Source organism: Paraburkholderia jirisanensis (assembly GCF_054782355.1).
Genome location: NZ_BAAGSQ010000002.1, coordinates 18,799 through 37,905 on the forward strand (window position 1 = coordinate 18,799; position 19,107 = coordinate 37,905).

Consider the following 19,107-nt stretch of genomic DNA (forward strand, 5'->3'; position numbering starts at 1 on the left):
AGAATGTGCACGGCCCTCGGTTTTGGTTGATCACCCCTTGTCGGGGTCGTCATACAATTGCGCGACCAGTTCCTCTACGAGGTAGCGATTGTGTGGCGTCAAAGACCCGATCTTGTTGGCCAGTTCGATCGATTCCGCGGAAGGCGGGTACTTTTCGTCCGGCGCCGGCATTTTCACTTTTGTCTTCGAGCCGTTCGATCCAGGCCCGTAGTGCAACCAGTGCAATTCGACGTTGAGCGCCTTCGCCAGCGTCTCGAGTTTGTCGGGTTTGGGAATCGTGCGGCCCTTCAACCATTTGTCGACCGTTTGCGTCGACACCGGCTCGCCGAGGTAGCGCAAGTTGAAAAACCGCGCGACCGCAGTCGGACCTTCCGGTTTTTCCGGAACGCGCCGCAACGCCAGTTTCAGGCGTTCGGAGAAGGCGAGTTTTTCGTCAGTGGTCGGCATGCCGAGATTGTGCAATCGCATCCGCCTGGCGTAGACAACTGTGCACGCTACATTTATCTCGGTTGAGATAAACCCGTCCTGGTTCAGGCAAACATAGGACTAACTGAGAAAGTCCGATGAACTTCCGAGTTTGCTTATTCGATAAGGCTTTTAGCTACTACAGCATCTCATCGATCTCAGAAGATTCTTATTTTAAGATATCCTACTTAGGATAAGTCTGCAATCCATCGCTCCGATTTCAGACATCGGCGCGACGTCAAAAGGGGCTTGCGGCCTCGCGATACAATGCGTCGCGCCCCTCACGCGCTCTTGCGCGCGTCTAATTTTGCGAATTTTCCCAAACACGAGTTGCCATGCTTCCGACCGATTCCGACGCCATCGTTGCCATTGCCACCGCCGCGGGTCGCGGCGGCATCGGCGTGGTGCGGATCTCGTTCGGCCGCGCGGGCGAAGCGGCCGCACAGCCGCTGATGCTCGCGCTCACCGGTCAGCAACTGAAGCCGCGCCACGCGAGCTACGTCGGCTTTCTCGACGAAGCCGGCCATGCGCTGGACCGCGGCATCGCGCTGTACTTTCCCGCGCCGCATTCGTACACCGGCGAGCACGTGCTCGAGTTGCAGGGCCACGGTGGCCCGATCGTGTTGCAACTGGTGCTGCAGCGTTGCATCGACGCGGGCAAGGCGTTCGGCCTGCGTCTGGCCGAACCGGGCGAATTCACCCGCCGCGCGTTTCTCAACGACAAACTCGATCTCGCGCAGGCCGAAGCCGTCGCGGATCTGATCGAGGCAAGCACGGAAGCCGCCGCACGCTCAGCCGGCCGCTCGCTGGAAGGCGCGTTCTCGCGCGACATCCATGCGCTGGTCGAAGAAGTAATCACGCTGCGGATGCTGGTCGAGGCGACGCTCGATTTCCCGGAAGAGGAAATCGACTTTCTCGAAGCCGCGGATGCGCGCGGCAAACTCGCACGTATCCGCGAGCGGCTGGCCCAGGTGCTGGCCGATGCGCGCCAGGGCGCGTTGCTGCGTGAAGGGCTATCGGTAGTGCTCGCGGGGCAGCCGAACGTCGGCAAGTCGTCGCTGCTCAATGCTCTGGCGGGCGCCGAGCTGGCGATCGTCACGCCGGTCGCCGGAACGACCCGCGACAAGGTGGCCCAAACCATCCAGATCGAAGGGATCCCGCTTCACATCATCGATACGGCCGGCCTGCGCGAAACAGAAGACGAGGTCGAGAAAATCGGCATCGCGCGTACCTGGACGGAGATCGAGAAAGCCGACGTCGTGCTGCATCTGCTCGATGCCCGGACCGGCATGACGCAAGAAGACGAATCCATCGCCGCGCGTTTTCCGCAAGGCGTGCCGGTAGTGCGTGTGCTCAACAAAACCGACCTCACCGAAGTCGCCCCGGCCGCGCAGCCGCTCGCCGACCCGCGCTTCGCGGACCTGAGCGAAGTCCGGCTGTCGGCCAAGCACGGCAGCGGCATCGAATTGCTGCGCGCGGAGTTGCTGCGCATTGCCGGTTGGCAGGCGGATGCGCAAAGCGTGTATCTGGCCCGCGAGCGCCATCTGATCGCGCTGCGCGCAGCCGACGAGCATCTGCAGCTGGCAACCGAACACGCCACGCAAAACGCGCAGGCGCTCGATCTGTTCGCCGAAGAACTGCGCCTCGCGCAGGATCAATTGAATTCGATCACCGGCGCATTTACGTCGGACGATCTGCTTGGCGTGATCTTCAGCCGCTTTTGCATCGGCAAGTGAGTGCGTGCTTCGGTGTGCGATCGCCCGCACCAGGAGAGGACGAAGATCGGCGAACCGAGCCTGGAGCCGGCCGGTCGATTCAAGGACACGGAAGGCAAGATCAAGGCGGGCCTCGCGCTGCGATCTTGAGCGCGAACTAATGAACCTTCACGGATGGCGCGACCGCCGCGATTTTCGCCTACGCAGACTGCACCGTGCCTTGCACTTCACGCGTGCCGTCGGCCGCGTGCACCGGGTGCGGAAACGCAATGCCGTAGCCGCCAGCATCGAATTCGTCGAGTTCGACCAGCAGGCTGTCGATCGCGCAAAGCTGGGCTCGGGTCAGCATCGAAGCATTCAGCAGCTCGTGGAGCCGCTTGCGCCAATAAACCGAGGTCAGAATCGAGCCGGCCAGATCGCCCGTCAACGAAGGGCGCATGACACGCGTGATATGCGTGATTTCCCGATCGATCAACCCGTTCATATCCGCCCCGATGTGATTTATGAACCGACGTTCTGATACATCCGTCTGATAATTTACTTTAGCGGCGCACCCGCGCAAGTGGCCCCCTGCGAAAACAGATAGGTAGGGCTTGTCGTTAGGGCGGGTGCCGGTTACGCGTTTGCCGCATGCATAAGACTACGCATGCGAGGCGGGTAGCAATCGCATGAACAGAGTGGCATTTCAGGGGTATTTTGCTTTTGCGTCTGCTATTGCACGGGTGGCTGCGCACCGGCGAGCGCGCCCGCTGGGTGCGGGCACCACACAAGCAGAGCTTTTACTAAAAATCGACCCACACCCGGCGGACCGGGTACATCGCAAACGCGTACTGCTTTGCTATTCGAGGTATGCGACCCGTGGAGTGTCAGTGGTGGAGCAAACTGCGGATCGGATGCCGCCAGTCCATTCGCCATTCGACGAACTCGTCTTCGATCTGCTGGCGATGCTCCTGCCACAGTTCATCGGAGAAAAGGAAAGCGACGATTAGCAGCGGGACGACCAGAAACGCGCCTAGTATCAGATTCTCGATCACAGTAGCCTCCATGGATCGATGTTGACTCGCACCTCATTGTAGGCGTCCGATCTACCGCTGCGTGCACCGCCGTGAGGTCCAGCGAGCACAATTTTCATTGAACTCCCAAGACCCCGGCGGCTGATGCTTTGCTGGTCGATACCGGTTTCGCCTTACGTCTTACGTAGCGGCTTTCTTCCAGGCCGCCGCGAGCATGCCGGCCCCGATAAGTAGTGTCCCGCCCGTGCGATTCACAGCAAGTTGCACGCCCGGACTGCGGATCGCACGGCGCGCCGCCGAGGCGAGCAGTGCGTAGCCAAGTGCGTTCAGCATGCCGAGCACGACGAAGGTGGCCTCGAATACCGCGATTTGCGTCCAGGTAGCGACCTGAGTGTCGATGAATTGCGGCACGAAGGCGACGAAAAACACGATGCTCTTCGGGTTCAGTGCGGTCACCGCGTACGCATGCGCGAAGATGCGTCCGGCGCGGGTTTCGGTCGTCGAAGGCGTGTCGGCGCTGCCGACCGGCGCGCGCCACAGTTTGATGCCCAGGTAGATCAGATACGCCGCGCCGACCCATTTCAGCGCGGTAAAGAGTGTCGCAGAAGCGGCGAGGATCACGCCGAGCCCCAGCATCGACGCGGTCATCGACGTAAGGTCGCCGAGCGCGACGCCGGCGGTGGTGACCATTGCGTAGCGCCTGCCGTGGCCGAGCGCGTACGAAATAACGAGCAGGACGGTCGGGCCGGGGATCGCGACCAGAATCGCCGATGCGATCGCGAAGGGTAGCCAATGGGCCAGCGTCATGAGGATTCTCCTTTATAGATCGCTCGATTTATCCACGAACTTTGGAGCAGCGCAACCCGATTTTTTGTCGTGCCCGGCGGGACAACCGCGCCGCGGCGACGCATGGCGGGCATTGTTCTTGTTCTGCATTCACCTGATTAAAGCGTGCGAATTCGCAATTTCTCCGCATGACTTTGTGTGCATCGCATCAAATGACAAATGGGTGTGTAGTAATTCACTTAATTCCTTGTTCTCGTTTACGAGAATAAGGACCGCAGAGCATTGTCAGATAAAGCGCGTGGCGCTATGTCGCCCCCCCTAAAACCCAAAAACATGCATTCAGTCAGGCATTGCACCGGCTATCAAACTGCATATTTGAAGATGCGACAATCCGCCACTATTGCGAACGCACACAAGTCGTGCTTGAGCTAGCTGAAAGTTCTTCTAGAGTGAGAGGTGCGGGTCTTCCCCTGAAGTTAAATACATAGCTAACCTGAGTATTAACCCGCACGGAGGTTTTTATGAAAATGCGAGTCGCGGTTCTTTTCATGATGGCGGGATTCGTCGGCGCATCGGCTGCTATGGCGCAGGACGTCGTGATCAAGCCTCAGCAAACCGTCCAGTTCAAAGCCAATGCATATGGCTGCCTGTCAAAAGACAAGCTAGATGCCGTGAACCAGCATGCACAGGCTGGCGAACAGCAGAAAATGCAGGAATATTTCTCCGGCTTCCAGTGCCTGTCCACTCCGGAAAACGCGAGCTTCCGTATCGTCCGTGTGGACGGACATGAAGTCGAATTCGTCAATGCTGCCAATAGCGATACGCAAGGTCTCTGGACCAACGATCGCTTCATCAAGCAGTAGTCGTAATTCGCCCGACTTTCGAGTCGGGTTAATGCAAACACTGTTCGGTCTGGGAAGGACCGGATAATCTGTTGCATGCCTGAAACGGCCGGCGTTTTAAACGCGCGGCCGTTTTGCGTTATTCGTCTGCTATTCGCCATCAGCAATTCGCATTGTCATGGCTCACCACGGCCAGTCGTCGGCCCGCGTGGGTGCGCAGATGCGATCCGGTGCGCCGCCCTGGCCGGGCGCCAAAGACAAAACAAGCACGCTGCGCCATCGCTTTGTCATACCGTGCCGGCAGATTCGGTATCATCACGCTCCCGCCTCACCTGTTTTCGCGACGGCTACCGCGGACGGCACGTTCATTGCTCGTCTGCAAGCAAAGCGACAGTGGAAGGCTGCATCGGCAAGCGTGCTCAGGCTCGCGAGCCGACGCGGTCCGGCTAAACCGTATCAGCGGTGAAACGCATGATGCGCAGCAGAGGCGGGTTTCAAAATGGCACGGTACTACGGCCCCGAATCCTTGTTCACTATACGGTCCGCGTTTGCGGGACCAGGGCTTTCCATGGCGCTCAAAGCGACAATCTACAAAGCTGAACTGCAGATCGCCGATATGGATCGGCATTATTACGCCGATCACACATTGACCATCGCGCTGCATCCGTCTGAAACCAGCGAGCGGATGATGGTCCGCGTCGCAGCCTTCGCGTTGTTCGCGCAAGAACGGCTCGAGTTCTGCAAAGGCCTGTCGGACATCGACGAGCCCGATCTGTGGGAAAAAGATCTGACCGGCGCGATCGATACGTGGATCGACGTCGGCCAGCCGGACGAACGGCGCATCGCCAAGGCAAGCGGGCGGGCCAACCGGGTGATCGTGATCGCCTACGGCGGCCGTACGTCGGATATCTGGTGGCAAGGCGTGCGCAGCAAGGTCGAACGGCTGCGCAATGTCACCGTGTGGTCGCTGAGCGATGGCGTCGCGGAGGCGTTGGGCAAGCTTGCGCAGCGAACCATGCGGCTGCAATGCACCGTGCAGGACGGCGCCGCGTGGCTCGGCAGCGAGGACGCAGACGCCGTGCAGATCGAATGGACTGAACTGAAGGCTTCGCCGGATACGCGATCCGAACGCACCGCGTGAAGTAGGCCGCGGGCGCCGGACTAGAGGCGCAAGGCCAAGCCGGACGGTGCCGCGTCGGCTGCGCCTCGGCGTCGCTACGCCCCCTGCGGACCCTGCGCGACGCGACGCGCCATTTAGGCGACCCTGCGCGACGCAGCCGTTCGTAGAGTTAAAGCGAAGTCGCGCGCGCCGCGTCCGGCGGGCCCTTCAGCTCGACCATATTCCCCTCCGGATCGAACAAATACAGCGAAGGCCCAAACCCATCCGCGCCGTACCGCACAGCCTTTTCGCCGATACGCGCACCATGCTCGACGAGATGCTGCTCCAGCGCGGCTTCATCGAATGGCTCGACCCGCAGGCACAGGTGATCCATATTTCGCCCTGCTTGCGGCGCGCCGCTGTCGGGCCGGTCGATCCGGCCGCCGACCTGCAGCAGATCGATCAGCGATCGCCCCGCGCGCAGCTGAATCAAGCCCAGATCGCGCTGCTCCTTTTCCAGACTGCAGCCCAGCACGTCGCAGTAGAAACGCGTCATGGCGTCGACGTCGTTAACCCTGATCACGACGTGGTCAATTTCGCGGATATGGAACTTCATGTGAAGGAGGCCTCGTCGCCGGTTTTGACTGGTCTTGAAGTGTAGGAGAAAGGCGGGCGGCGTGCGTCCGGCCGCGCAAACGCGTGACGCAAGCGCAGCAGGTGGCTGACGATGGACGAAAAAAAGCCCGCTCATTGAGCGGGCTTAATCCATATCAGGAGGAGACATGGAGGAGACAGGAATCACTATACACAACGGATTTCCGCGACGCAATAATTTTTTAAGGGAAAACCCGATGTTGCGTGGTTTTGCCATTTTTGCACGCAGCTCCGCATCGCTTCGACCCCATTAAACCGCCGCGCAAGAGCCGATGACACCGCAAGAACCGGAGCGTACGGTATCGACGTGCGCCGTAAATTAGAACCGTCGAAACCGTCCGGAAATGCCAAGATGAAACCCGCCTACACCACAGACGCAGAACGCTGGTCCGCCATCACCAGCCGTAGCCGCGACGCCGATGGCGCCTTCTTCTACGGCGTGAAGACGACCGGCGTGTTCTGCCGCCCGTCTTGCGCGTCGCGCCAGCCGCGCGTCGAGAACGTCGAATTCTTTGGCGATGCGCAACAGGCGCGCGCCGCGGGCTTTCGCGACTGCAAACGCTGTCAGCCCGGCGGCTTGCCGCGCGAGCTCGAAATCGTCAATCGCGCATGCAAGGTACTCGAGCGCGATCCGCAGCAGCGCCTGACGCTCGCACAGTTGAGCGATGCAGTGCACGTCAGCCCGTTTCACCTGCAACGGCTCTTCAAGCGGGTGGTGGGGGTATCGCCGCGCCAATATCAGGCCGCACAACGCGGCGCAGCCCTGCGCGACGCGCTGCAGCAGGGCGCCGATGTCACGCGGGCAACTGTGGACGCCGGCTTCGGCTCGCCATCGCGGATGTACGACACCGCGCCCGCCGAACTGGGGATGGCGCCATCCGCATATCGCCGCAAGGGAGCAGGCCTTGTCGTGCGCTACGCCAGCGCGCCGACGCCGCTCGGTCTCGTGCTGGTAGCTGCCACTGACAGAGGCATCTGCAAGATCGCCTTTGGCGAAGACAAGGCCGTGCTGGCGGACGAACTGCATCACGAGTTCGCCAACGCCGAGCTACATGACGACCCGGCAGCGCTCGCACCGTTTATCGAACAGATCGACGCCTACCTGGCCGGTTCGCGCCGGCGTATCGACTTGCCGCTCGACATCGCGCCGACCGCGTTCCAGCAACGCGTGTGGGACGCGTTGCGCCGGATTCCTTACGGCGAAACGCGCAGTTACGGGGCGATCGCTGCAGAACTCGGCAAACCGCAGGCGGTGAGGGCCGTAGCCAATGCCTGCGCATCAAACCCGGTTGCGTTGGCAATTCCATGCCACCGCGTGTTGCACAAGGACGGCTCGTTGAGCGGCTACCGGTGGGGCGCGGAGCGCAAGGCCGTGTTGCTGGAGAACGAAGCACAACGCAAAAGCAGCGCCGCGAACCCGCATGTGTCGTCTTCCTCTGCTATAGCTGACCTCGATCACGCAGCGTAACGACCGCCCGTTCGTCTAACCGCCGCGCTATTAATCCCACTTACTGCCTGCCGCATCCTGGCGCTCTTGCCAGGATGCACCCCGCCTCGCCACTTCAGCACGAGCGCGGCGCGCCGTTTGCTAGATATCCATCGCCGACACCGCTCGTCTCACGTGTACAAAGCGTCTGATGCAGTGCGCCAACTGGCGTAAACGCACGCTTGCGGACCTTGCGCAAACGTCGGCACAGCAAGCAATAGATCGATTGCGCACGGTCCTCGCCGCGCGCAACGAGCATCATGCTGAAAGCGCGTGATTCAGCGCCAAGCAGCCGTCGTGGCGAGATGATAAAGTGCCCGCTACTGAAAATTCTACCGAACGTAGTCGACCGCACGAAGAAGGCGGCGCTTAGCATCCGACAACGTGCGACTTCCAATGCCAAACACGAACTCCCCCCGCACGACCGACGCGCTGTTGCATCGCCTGTCCGTGCTGACTTCGGGCCCGCAGCGCGACGCGCTGACGACGGGCCTGCGCGGCATCGAAAAAGAGAGTCTGCGTGTCACGCGAGACGGTCAGCTCGCGATGACACCGCATCCGCGTGCGCTGGGCTCCGCGCTCACGCACCCTTCGCTCACCACCGACTATTCGGAGGCGCTGCTCGAACTGATCACGCCGACCGAGCACGACGCCGCGCAAGCTATCGAGCGGCTCGACACGCTGCATCGTTTCGTCTACTCGCAGTTGCAGGATGAGATCCTGTGGAACGAATCGATGCCGGCGCTGCTGCCCGCCGACGACGAGATCCCGATCGCGAACTACGGCACGTCGAACATCGGCAAGCTGAAGTACGTTTACCGCATCGGCCTGGCGTTGCGCTATGGGCGCACGATGCAGTGCATCGCGGGCATCCACTACAACTATTCGCTGAACGAAGAAGTGTGGCGGCAGCTGCACGCAGACCAGCAATCCACCGCGACGGCAATCGATTTCCAATCCGAACGTTATCTTGCGCTGATCCGCAATTTCCGGCGCACGAACTGGCTGCTGATGTATCTGTTCGGCGCGTCGCCGGCACTGGAGCGGCGCTTCCTGCGCGACCGCGCACACTCGCTCGAAAGTTTCGACGCCGACACTCTGTATCGCCCGTACGCAACAAGCCTGCGAATGAGCGACCTCGGCTATTCGAACACGACTGGCCAGTCCGCGTTACATGCCGACTACGACACGCTGCCCGGCTATCTCGACGCGCTTGCCGAAGCCGTGAGCCGACCGTACCCGCCTTACGAAGCGATCGGCACGAAGCACGACGGCGAGTGGGTACAGATCAACACCAACGTGCTGCAGATCGAGAACGAGTTCTACTCGACGATCCGGCCCAAGCGCGTGACCTATTCCGGCGAGCGTCCGTTGCATGCGCTCGCGGCACGCGGCGTGCAATACGTCGAAGTGCGTTGCATGGACATCGATCCGTTTGAACCTACAGGCATTTCCGTCGAGACCGCGCGTTTTCTCGACGCGTATCTGCTCGTCTGCGCGCTGGAGGACAGTGCGCCGCTGCCGCCGCCTGCCTACGCGGAAGCCAACGAGAATTTCGCCCGCGTGACGATGGAAGGGCGCAAGCCCGGCCTCGAGCTGACGCGCGACGGACAGCCGGTTGCGATGGTCGACTGGGCCGACGCGTTACTCGCGCGCATCGAAATCGCCGCGCAGACGCTCGATTCGCTCCACGGCAGCGACGAGCATGCGCGGTCGGTGGCCGTGCAGCGCGCGAAACTCGCCGATCCGTCGTTGACACCGTCGGCGCGTGTGTTGCAAATCATGCGCGACAAACAGCAAGGCTTCCTCGCCTTCTCGCTCGAGCAAAGCGAAGCGCACGCGGCGCAATTTCGCGCCCGCCCGCTCGACGCGGCACAAGCGCAGGTCTTCACCGACCTCGCCGCGCATTCGCTCGCTCAACAACAAGAACTGGAAAGCGAGGACGCAGGATCGTTTGATGCGTTCGTTGCTGCATATCGGGCGTATACGTTGAACCGCTTCAGCGTCTGACGCGAACCACGGATCATATGAAACACGCCGCGAGGCTTCCGGTCCAACCGGAATCGGACGCGGGCCGGCACGCGCAATTCGCATGTGCCGCCGCATACCGGGATCACGGAGGAATGAGTGCGATGAAGAAAGGGCTGTTGGCCATCATGTGCGCACTGGCTGCCGGGTGTTCGACGCGTGGACAGGTGAACCCCGACGTGATGCAGATCGCCACGGCGCCGCTCACCTGCACGAGCGATGCCGAGTGCGCGGGCTGGTGGCAGCGCGCGCGTACGTGGGTGACGAGCCATTCGAGCTACGAGGTCACAACCGTCACCGATTCGCTGATTCAGACCGCCGGCCCCGACGGTGGCAAACGTGCGCTCGCTTATCAGATCACGAAGACACCGAATAACGACGGTACCGCGACGATCGGCTTTTCTGCGCACTGCGACAGCTCGCTTGGCTGCCGGCCCAATCCATGGGAAGCAGGGGCCGACTTCAAGCAGTTCGTGAGGGGCGCTGGCGCTGCTTCGAATGATGCGCCGGCGACGCCCACCGCCGCAAAACCCGGCGACGCCTTGCCGGGACAATCGACGCAATCGCCGACCGGCGAACCGGTGTCGCAGTAAGGCCGCTCGACAGACAGATTTTGTAGGCATCCTTTCAGACTTCTCCGATTGGACTTGAAGCCACCCGAACTTATCGTTCGATGGCCTTTCAATCTGATCGAGAAGCTCTCATGTACGTTCGAATCCTGCTCGCGACCGCCACCGTCGCACTTGTCGCCGGTTGCACCACTGCGTCCGGCCCCACCTATAACCTCGATTCCGTCACGCTCGCGAACGGCACACAAGCCTACCGGGCCCAATGTCTGGGCGCATTTGAAAGCTCGGAAAGCTGCCTGAACCAAGTCAAAAAGGTTTGCGGTAGCAAACCCGTGGCGCGTATCGCGACGATCGACCGCGTCGCCTCGGGCATGAAGCCTGAGGACGATCCGCGCGAAATCCTGTTCTCCTGCTCGACGCCGGTGCCGCCTCAAGCGCAACCGGCGCCGCAACCCCAGCCGCAACCGGCTGCGCAGGTAGCTCCGCGTCCAACGCCGCAGCCTGCGCCCGCGCGCAAGGTAACGCTGCAGGGCGACGCAAATTTCGAGGTCAACAGCGCCTCGCTGACGCCCACTGCCAAGGCCAGCCTCGACGACTTCATCAACGCGAACCGCGGCGTCGATATCCAGCAGATGACAATCGCGGGTTATACGGATTCGACCGGGTCCGAGGCGCTGAACGCCCGCCTGTCGGGCGCGCGTGCGCGCGCTGTGCAGAGCTATCTCGCCTCGCATGGCTTGCGGGCCGCGCGCAATAACGTGAGCGGCTACGGCAGCGCCTCGCCCGTCGCACCGAACACGACGGCCTCGGGCCGCGCGAAAAACCGGCGCGTCGAGATCCAGGTCGACGGCCAGTAAGCCCAGTAGTTCATCCCTGTTGTGAAGCGGACCGCGGTTCACCGGTCCGCGATGTATGGCGGCATCGATCTCGTATCGATGCCGCCTTTTTTATATACGGGCGACGCCGGTCATGATCGTGCAACACTATCGTCGCTAAAATGCCCATTGCGGTGAGCTATGCAAAAAGCTTGTCACTGCATGAATCTGCTCACCTAACCGATGGGCAGATTCATGCATATGCATTATCTGCTCAGGCAAGCAATTGCCACCTGCCCGACACATGTCCGTGCCGAGCGGATATGACTACCCTGCCTGATCTACGACCGGAAACCGCTGCTCCAGCGCCGGTTCCGCGGCCTGTCGCGCCGGCTCTTCCGCGCTGTCCGTCCCATTTGCGATGAACCGTCCCAGCAACACCACGAGGGCGGCGATGTCGTCTTCCGAAAAGCCGCGTAGCTGCTCGTCCAGCACGGCGGCGCTGAGCGCCGGCAGGCGGCCCGCGGCATCGCGGCCTTGTGGCGTGAGCTCCAGCTTCACCATCCGCCGATCCGCGTCGCTGCGGGAACGCGCGACGAAACCCTTCTTTTCAAGCCGGTCGAGCATGCGCGTCATCGAGCCGCTGTCGTAGGACAGCGCCCGCGACAGCTCCAGTGGCGTGCCCGCCCGTCCAGACGACAACAGCAGGATCACGCTGATCTGTTGCGCGGTCAGCCCAAGCGGCTTGACCGCGCGATCCATCCTGTCGAGCAACGCAGTGCGCGCCTTCGACAGGTAGTAGCCGATGCCGGATTCAGGACGAACGCCGTCCGCGAGGTAGAAGCCATCGCTCATGTGTGTAGTCAGACGAATTCAGGGGGTGGGCTGCGATCTGATCGAAAAACAACACTCGATCAAGGGTCTAGCGCGAAGTATGTTGAAACTTAATTGCATAGTCAATATTATGTCAGTCAACGAGTTACGCGCGAGCCGCGCCACCCGAGACTATGTTCTGACCGTTTTATGCGAGCCCGCCCTTGCCGGCCGCAGAGGACCCCCGCGATGCTGTACCTGAAAAACACCCTTGGCGGCTTAAGCCGCTCTTTGATCGATTCCGCCCTCGGCAATTTCCAGAAGCCGTACCGCTGGTGGAAACTGGCGCTCTACGCAGTCGTGTTCGTACTGCCGGGCGGATCACTGGGTGTGCTATTTCTCGCGTGGCTCGATCATCGGCGTGGCAAGCGTAGCGTAAAGGCCGTGCAGGCCAAGCCGGCAGCAGTGCTGGCTTCGGTGGTGCGGGTCAAGGCATCGTCGGCAGGTCAGAATCTGGTGCCTGGCGCGACCGTCTGCCAGACTCGTCCTGAAGCGCCGGCGTGCCGCGCGGCCGCCGGCAAGACCCGGCAGATCAGCGGCGATTGCCGCGTGTAGTTCTCCCTCGCAACGGTGTCGCTCGCTGGTTTTCAGCCGCGGTGCCGTTGCCACCTCTCCTCGTTGCTCCCCGCCTGTCTCCCATCGCCGATTGCATTTAGCGGCGGCCATCGTCACAGTAACGGCACGTAACCGTCAGATCACCGTCGGTAACACACCTGTACTGCGCACCGCATTACTCTTCTGTTTCCCGCGTAACAAGAGCGTAAGCTGCCGGTCGCGCACCGCCGCGGATTGCCGCCCGGAACCACGCGTGCCAAAAATGCGCGTATGCGCCGGCCAGCACCCGCCGATACGCCAGCAGAATCGACAGGAATTCATTTGCATGCAGCCTGACTTCACCTCGCGCCGCGGCGTCGCCGCACCTCGCGTCATGACGATTGCCGTCGCCGCTGCGCTAGCCGCCGTGCTGGCCGGTTGCGCCGTCGGCCCGGACTACAGGCGGCCGGAAACGGCGATCCCGGCGTCATACAAGGAGGCCGCCGAGGGCTGGAAGGTCGCGCAGCCCGCCGATCAACAGGATCGCGGTGCCTGGTGGACCATCTACAACGACCCGCAACTGAATGCGCTGGAAGACAAGCTCAACACGTCGAACCAGACCATCGCCCAGTTCGCAGCAGCCTATCGCCAGGCGCGCGCGCTGACGGCGGAGGCGCGTTCCGCCTATTTCCCGGTGCTGTCGCTGACCGGCAACGGCGAACGCCAGCAATCGCCGGCGCGCAGCGGCGGCTTTGTCAGCGGCACCGGCTCGGTCGGGTCATCGGGACAGATCTCCAACAGTTTCCGGCTGTCCGGCGACGCGTCGTGGGAACCGGATCTGTGGGGTCAGGTGAGCCGCACCGTCGCGGCGCAAAAAGCAGGGCAGCAAGCCGCGGCGGCAGATCTCGCCAACGCGCGGCTGTCCGCGCAGGCGACGCTTGCGCAGACCTATTTCACGCTGCGCTCGCTCGATGCGCAGCAAAAACTGCTCGACGATACCGTCGCATCGTTCGAACGTTCGCTGCAGCTGACGCAGAACCGCTACGGGCAGGGCGTCGCGGCGCGTGCCGACGTGGTCCAGGCGCAGACGCAGTTGCAATCCGCACAAGCCGCGGCAATCGACAACGGCGTCGCACGCGCGCAGAACGAACATGCGATCGCGGTGCTGCTCGGCGAGCCGGCCTCGACCTTCGCGCTGCAGCAGGCGCCGCTCGACGCGACGCCGCCCGGCGTTCCAGCGCAGCTACCGTCAGCACTGCTGGAGCGGCGGCCGGACATCGCGTCGGCCGAGCGCAAGGCCGCGGCCGCGAATGAGCAGATCGGCGTAGCGATTGCCGCCTATTTCCCGACGCTGACGATCGACGCCACCGGCGGTTTCGAAAGCTCGGTGTTCTCGCAACTGCTGACCGCGCCCGCGCGTTTCTGGACGGTCGGTCCGCAGCTCGCGGCAACGCTGTTCGACTTCGGCCTGCGCAGCGCGCAAACCGATGCGGCGCGCGCCACCTATGACCAGAACGTCGCGACTTACCGGCAGGCGGTGCTCACCGCGTTCCAGGACGTCGAGGACAATCTCGCGTCGCAGCGCATTCTGGGCAAGGAAATCGTCGTACAGGAGCAGGCGGTGCAATCGGCGCAGCAGGCGCTCGATATCGTGACCAACCAGTACAAGTCGGGCACCGTCGATTATCTGAACGTGCTGACCGCGCAGACTACCGCGTTCACTGCCGAGCAGAAGCTCGCGAGCATTCAGGGGCAACGGATGGTGTCGTCGGTGGGCCTGGTGAAGGCGCTTGGCGGCGGCTGGCAGGTGGCGCAGATGGATCGTGAAACCGGCAGCGTGGCGGCGCCAGCCGAACCGGCTCCGGCAAGCGGCGCGCAGAGCCAGTCGAAGGAGGGCGCGACGCCAGCGCTCACAGCGCAACAGCCGTCGCGCGACGGCGCAGCAAGCGCGCAACCGGTGGCTCAGAAGGGGCCGGCTGGCAGTCAGATTCGTAACGACTAGGTCGACTGACCGGGTCGCTCGCAGAGCGCGGAAATGCGATGCCGCGCACGCAGCCGACGAGGTCGCGCGCATCAGGCTTCCAGACGAAGACGAACGCGGCGCGGCGAGCATGCAACCGGTAGCTCGGAAACGCGTGCTGTCGGACAGATTCACAACGACCGAGTGGATCCCGCTCGCCGAGAGCGGAAATGCGATGCCGCGCACGCAACCGACAAGGTCCGCCTGCCACTGCTTCCCGACGTAGGCAATCTCCGCCGCGCCGCCGGCCTCGGCTCTCTCTCAGTGCGAGAAATCCAGCGAAACCACCCCTGGCCCACGCGGCGCGCCTAGCAGGTTCAACAAACCCGCCAGGTTTTCCTGCGCATCGGGCGTCGAACTCGCCGTGCCCTGAAACGCCGTCGCACCGACACCGAGCGATCCATGGCCATTCAGCAGCAACGGTCCCTTCAGCGTCGAAAGATCGATCGTCGCCGCAAGACCTTGCGCCTGCAGCACGACGCGATACGACCCAAGCGGTTTCACGCGCGACAGACTCGAGCTCATCTCGGTCAGCTGCACCGCGAGCTGCCCGAACGCATCCTTGCCGAAACTCCGCCAATCGGTCCACGCGAGCCGCACGCTGCCTTGCAGGTTCAACGTATTGAACGGCGCGCCCAGCCCCGCAAGCAACGACGCCGGCACCTCGAGCTCGCCCGCCGACAACGTCGAGCCGCGCAGCGTTGCGTCGAGCGTCACCGCATCAGGCATCGCGTCGGTCTGCCGCATCTGCATCCGCACGCGCCCGGTGAACAACGGCCAAAACGCCGTGCGCCATTCGATGCGTCCCGGCAACAGCGTCCCGGGGCCGCTGTCGGCTCCTCCGGCCGCCAGCACCAGCACCGCCGAGCCGTGCCACAGCGAGCCGTCCGGCTCGACCAGGTTCACATGCCCTTGCGTCGCCTTGGCAAACAGCGGCGTGATCCACGCAGCGGGCAAAGTCGTCAGCAACACCGCGCCGCTCGACAACAGCGCGACCACAAGCCAGGGCAACGCGGCGCCGATGCGCCGCATCCACACATTCATCACAGGTCCCGTCCGCGTGGGGTCACTTGGTCGTTGCCGGCTGCAGCGATGCAGTCAGATCGACCTGGCCGTCTTCCTTCAACGCGGTCACGTGCGTTTCGGAAACCTGCACCTTGAACTGGCGCCGCACGTCGTCGAGCCAGCTGGTCCACGCCGGAAACGGCGCGTTCTTCAGCTGGATCTGCACGGCGCTGCCGATCACCTGCACCTGCAACGGCGTGATGCCGTGATCGTTGAGCGATGCGGCGAGCGCGTCCTTGAGCGCGCCACCGGTCGGCGGCACGCCTTGCGACACGCTCGCAAGCGCGCGCGCTTCGTTGGCCTGCGCGGTCATCTGCGCGAGTTGGCGCTGCATGGCGGGCAACGCATCGAGCAGTTTCGCGCGGCCCTCGACCGCCGGCTGCCACAGCACCGACCACGCGATCACCAGCGCCAGCACCACGCTGCCCCACGTCAGCAGCGCCTTTTCGCGCGCATTGCGCGCGCTCCAGAATCCGGCCCATGCGTCGAGCAGTTGAGCTTTCATTGTCCGCTCCTGATGGTCCACTTACCGGTATTGCTATCGATCTCTCCCGTCAGGCCGTTGCGCGCGAGGCGCTGGGCGAGGTCAGGATCGACCTTCACGGTCGGCTTGAAGGTCACTTCCAGATGGCGGTTCTGGTAATCGATCGCCGCAATCCCGTTGACCGGCACCGGCCCAAGCGAGCGCGCGAGTCCATCGGCCAGCGACAGGAAATCGTCCGGCGACAACTCGCCAGCCGCGACCCGCAATTGCGCGAGCTGCCGCGTCATCTGGCCGGGCGCGTCGAGCACGACGGTCGTCTTCGGGAATGCGTTGAGCAGCATTTCCGTCATCTGCGTGTTGATCGCATCGCGCTGGCGCGTCAGCATCAGCCATTGCACGTTGACGCCGATGATCCCGATCACCGCCGCCGCACCGAGCAGCGCGATCGGCACACGTAACCGACGCAGCGTCGCACGATCGAGGCGCCACGGCTGCGACACGAATTCGAACTGACACAGATCGAACGGGACCTTGAGTGCGCGTTGCGCGAGGTCGTCGAAGCTCAGCGGCAGTGCGCCGGGAATCAGCATGCCCGAGCGGGAGCCGATCTGCGGCTCGTTGCCGGGCAGGCCGGTCAGCGAATACAGCGTCACCGACGCGTCGCCGGCGAGCGCGCTCAGCGTGCCGGTCACCGCGGCAACCGGCACAGCCAGCCCTTCGCCGATCCGGCCACGTGCGATCGCCACTTCGACGCGCGGCGGCATGATTTCGGCCGGTATGTCGGCAACCGGCAGGCCCGCCAGCGAACTGGAGCTCGCCACTTCGCCAAGCACGGCGGCGACCAGCGGCACGGTGACAGCTGCGCCGAGCGCGGCCGTTCCAGCACCGGCGCCGACCGCAGCCGGATCACCAGCATCATCGGCCTCGGCCGCGGCGCCAGCCAGCAAAGCCGCTTCCGCCAGCGCATCGACCGGCGCCTCCGGCAGCGGCAGACAAGAAGTAACCGGCACCGCGCGCAGATTGCGATGCCCGGCACCGGAAAACGCCTCATAGACAAACCGGAACCACCCGCGATCGACGATCGCGAGCAAACGCCGGCCGTCCTCGAGCGGCTTCGGATCGACGGCGATATGGCAGGTCTGCGGATCCTGGATCAGTTGATCCTCGACCACATTCGGCAGCGCCTGGCGCAGCCGCGGCCCTTTCAGCGCAGGCACGGCAGCCGGCATCATCAGCAGGTCGCGCGCGGCGACCATCAGCACGGTCGCCGACGCGCGCGGCAGCAGCGACAGCGCCGCATGGCCGGTGCGCATCGAATGGCCCGTCTTGTCGAGCAGCACAAACGGCATGTCCGGCAGTTGCCATTCCTGCGATGGCACCGCAGGGTCGCGCGGCGGCAGTAGAACGATCAGCGTGCTCAAAGCCCACTCTCTCCGGGAAAGGCGTTGTTCATAATTGGTCTCGCTGGCGAACGATACGCGTCGTATGAGTCAGCGCGTCGCGATAAATGAGCGTCGTGCGATCGACTTCGGCGCGCTGATGCTCGATGCGGCCGTGCACGATGAAATAGCTCGAATTGACGTCGAGCTGGCTCGGATCGAGCGCGATGTTCTGTACGCCCGCGCCACCCAGTGCAAGCTGCACGTCGGACACGTTGTGAAAGAACACGGTTTCCCGTCGCGCGACGAACGCCTGCGCGCTCGACAGGTTCATGCCCGGCACGGTGGCGGCGATCACTTCGGCGCTCGCCGTATTCATGTTGAGCGGGGTGGAAGTCGGCAGAACCGTCACGAACGGACGCAGCCGCTCGACGATTTCCGGCGTATAGCCCGGTATATCCAGCAATGAATCGACACTGGTCATTTGCAGCGGCGCGACCGCCGCGTTGCTGTCGGAGTCGGCGAGGCCCGGCTTGTCGCTAAATTCGTCGCCGCCTTCCGAGCCGCCTTGCGGCACGCCTTGACCCGGTACGACCGGCTGGCCGGGCGCGTTGGAGGCGGTATTGGTCGATGCGATCGCACTGGCCGCCGTCGACTGAAACCGCGTGATCGAATGCGCGAGACTCGAGCGCATCGCGAGGGCGGTGCTCTTCGCGAGCTGTCCGTTCAAACCGAGAATGCCGAGCAGCCGCACATACACTTCGAGTTGCGGGCCATTCACCTGTAGCGAACCCGGCACCGAGCTCGACACGAGATTGCGCAGATTGAACCTGGACTGCGCATCTTCGATCGAGCCGGACAGATAGGTATCGGCGGCATCGGCGGCGCGCGAATCGCCGATCTTGCCGAGAAAGTCCGACAGCCGCGTGCGCGCAATCGGCACGCCCCAGATGCCGCCGAGGTAAGTGATGCCCGCTGACGTATCGCCTTCCGAGCGCAGGATCAACCGTGTCCAGTCGAGCGCGCCCCGGCTGACCCATTGCGCCTGCGCGAGCAGCCGCTGGTTTTCGATGCGCCGCACCTGCACCTGCTGGCGCCACAGGATGCCCGCCACCAGAATCGCCGACAGCGCAACCACCAGCAGCGCGCTGATGATCGCCACGCCGGCCTCACGCCGCGCACTGCGAGTCACGCGGCGCGCCTGCACACGCGCCGGACGACGCGCAGCACCGCACGCGGCGAACTGCGGCGTCGGTCGGCTCGTACTGGCGTTGCGCATG

General features: G+C 63.2%; 19 protein-coding genes. 9 read left to right on the top strand and 10 right to left on the bottom strand.

The genetic code is table 11. From position 1 onward, the window contains the following. Positions 1-30: 30 nt before the first annotated feature. Positions 31-447, bottom strand: coding sequence for a helix-turn-helix domain-containing protein (locus ACYVNQ_RS00505; protein WP_460900180.1), 417 nt, complete (start codon positions 445-447; stop codon positions 31-33). 353 nt (positions 448-800) lie between these two features. On the opposite strand from ACYVNQ_RS00505, the gene mnmE reads away from it, so the two are divergent. Next, on the top strand, positions 801-2,201 hold the full coding sequence (gene mnmE / locus ACYVNQ_RS00510; protein WP_460900182.1) for a tRNA uridine-5-carboxymethylaminomethyl(34) synthesis GTPase MnmE: 1,401 nt from the start codon (positions 801-803) through the stop codon (positions 2,199-2,201). Positions 2,202-2,379: 178 nt separating this feature from the next. Here mnmE and ACYVNQ_RS00515 read toward each other — a convergent pair whose 3' ends face one another. The 3 genes from ACYVNQ_RS00515 to ACYVNQ_RS00525 form a co-directional block, all read right to left on the bottom strand. After that, positions 2,380-2,664 (bottom strand): hypothetical protein, encoded by a 285-nt coding sequence (locus tag ACYVNQ_RS00515; RefSeq protein WP_460900183.1) that lies wholly within the window; start codon positions 2,662-2,664, stop codon positions 2,380-2,382. Between the two features lie 382 nt (positions 2,665-3,046). After that, entirely contained in the window at positions 3,047-3,214 is a 168-nt protein-coding gene (locus ACYVNQ_RS00520) for a hypothetical protein (RefSeq protein WP_460900184.1), read from the bottom strand. Between the two features lie 159 nt (positions 3,215-3,373). Then, positions 3,374-4,000, bottom strand: a complete 627-nt coding sequence (locus ACYVNQ_RS00525; protein ID WP_460900185.1) for a LysE family translocator — start codon at positions 3,998-4,000, stop codon at positions 3,374-3,376. 500 nt (positions 4,001-4,500) lie between these two features. On the opposite strand from ACYVNQ_RS00525, the gene sap1 reads away from it, so the two are divergent. Both sap1 and ACYVNQ_RS00535 read left to right on the top strand, forming a co-directional pair. Beyond that, positions 4,501-4,842 (top strand): surface attachment protein Sap1, encoded by a 342-nt coding sequence (gene sap1 / locus ACYVNQ_RS00530; protein WP_460900186.1) that lies wholly within the window; start codon positions 4,501-4,503, stop codon positions 4,840-4,842. 547 nt (positions 4,843-5,389) lie between these two features. Further along, positions 5,390-5,962: a YaeQ family protein gene (locus ACYVNQ_RS00535; RefSeq protein WP_460900187.1), complete on the top strand. Its 573-nt coding sequence runs from the start codon at positions 5,390-5,392 to the stop codon at positions 5,960-5,962. 148 nt (positions 5,963-6,110) lie between these two features. Here the strand turns inward: ACYVNQ_RS00535 and ACYVNQ_RS00540 are convergent, their stop codons facing one another. Beyond that, on the bottom strand, positions 6,111-6,536 hold the full coding sequence (locus tag ACYVNQ_RS00540) for a VOC family protein (RefSeq protein WP_460900479.1): 426 nt from the start codon (positions 6,534-6,536) through the stop codon (positions 6,111-6,113). Positions 6,537-6,926: 390 nt separating this feature from the next. Between ACYVNQ_RS00540 and ada the strand changes: the two genes are divergently transcribed. The 4 genes from ada (at position 6,927) to ACYVNQ_RS00560 (ending at position 11,514) form a co-directional block, all read left to right on the top strand. Next, on the top strand, positions 6,927-8,042 hold the full coding sequence (gene ada / locus ACYVNQ_RS00545; protein ID WP_460900188.1) for a bifunctional DNA-binding transcriptional regulator/O6-methylguanine-DNA methyltransferase Ada: 1,116 nt from the start codon (positions 6,927-6,929) through the stop codon (positions 8,040-8,042). Positions 8,043-8,456: 414 nt separating this feature from the next. Continuing rightward, positions 8,457-10,070 carry a glutamate--cysteine ligase gene (gene gshA, locus ACYVNQ_RS00550; RefSeq protein WP_460900189.1) on the top strand — a complete coding sequence of 538 codons (1,614 nt, stop codon included), beginning with the start codon at positions 8,457-8,459 and terminating at the stop codon, positions 10,068-10,070. Between the two features lie 122 nt (positions 10,071-10,192). Beyond that, positions 10,193-10,681, top strand: coding sequence for a hypothetical protein (locus ACYVNQ_RS00555; protein ID WP_460900190.1), 489 nt, complete (start codon positions 10,193-10,195; stop codon positions 10,679-10,681). A gap of 110 nt (positions 10,682-10,791) precedes the next feature. Then, positions 10,792-11,514: an OmpA family protein gene (locus ACYVNQ_RS00560; RefSeq protein ID WP_460900191.1), complete on the top strand. Its 723-nt coding sequence runs from the start codon at positions 10,792-10,794 to the stop codon at positions 11,512-11,514. Between the two features lie 285 nt (positions 11,515-11,799). On the opposite strand, the gene ACYVNQ_RS00565 is transcribed toward ACYVNQ_RS00560, so the two are convergent. Then, a complete protein-coding gene (locus ACYVNQ_RS00565; protein ID WP_460900192.1) occupies positions 11,800-12,327 on the bottom strand; it encodes a MarR family winged helix-turn-helix transcriptional regulator in 528 nt (175 codons plus the stop codon). 207 nt (positions 12,328-12,534) lie between these two features. On the opposite strand from ACYVNQ_RS00565, the gene ACYVNQ_RS00570 reads away from it, so the two are divergent. Both ACYVNQ_RS00570 and ACYVNQ_RS00575 read left to right on the top strand, forming a co-directional pair. Then, positions 12,535-12,900 carry a hypothetical protein gene (locus tag ACYVNQ_RS00570; protein WP_460900193.1) on the top strand — a complete coding sequence of 122 codons (366 nt, stop codon included), beginning with the start codon at positions 12,535-12,537 and terminating at the stop codon, positions 12,898-12,900. 325 nt (positions 12,901-13,225) lie between these two features. Further along, positions 13,226-14,881 carry an efflux transporter outer membrane subunit gene (locus ACYVNQ_RS00575; RefSeq protein WP_460900194.1) on the top strand — a complete coding sequence of 552 codons (1,656 nt, stop codon included), beginning with the start codon at positions 13,226-13,228 and terminating at the stop codon, positions 14,879-14,881. 279 nt (positions 14,882-15,160) lie between these two features. On the opposite strand, the gene ACYVNQ_RS00580 is transcribed toward ACYVNQ_RS00575, so the two are convergent. Genes ACYVNQ_RS00580 through gspK form a run of 4 tightly spaced genes read right to left on the bottom strand, consistent with a single transcriptional unit; the run spans position 15,161 to position 19,106 of the window. Beyond that, positions 15,161-15,943 (bottom strand): type II secretion system protein N, encoded by a 783-nt coding sequence (locus ACYVNQ_RS00580; RefSeq protein ID WP_460900195.1) that lies wholly within the window; start codon positions 15,941-15,943, stop codon positions 15,161-15,163. A 22-nt stretch (positions 15,944-15,965) separates the two neighbouring features. Next, positions 15,966-16,469, bottom strand: coding sequence for a type II secretion system protein M (locus tag ACYVNQ_RS00585; RefSeq protein ID WP_460900196.1), 504 nt, complete (start codon positions 16,467-16,469; stop codon positions 15,966-15,968). Beyond that, positions 16,466-17,869, bottom strand: coding sequence for a type II secretion system protein GspL (gene gspL / locus ACYVNQ_RS00590; protein ID WP_460900197.1), 1,404 nt, complete (start codon positions 17,867-17,869; stop codon positions 16,466-16,468). The genes ACYVNQ_RS00585 and gspL overlap by 4 nt, the downstream gene beginning before the upstream one ends. Positions 17,870-17,897: 28 nt before the next feature. Further along, positions 17,898-19,106, bottom strand: a complete 1,209-nt coding sequence (gspK, locus tag ACYVNQ_RS00595) for a type II secretion system minor pseudopilin GspK (RefSeq protein ID WP_460900480.1) — start codon at positions 19,104-19,106, stop codon at positions 17,898-17,900. Position 19,107 lies beyond the last annotated feature (1 nt).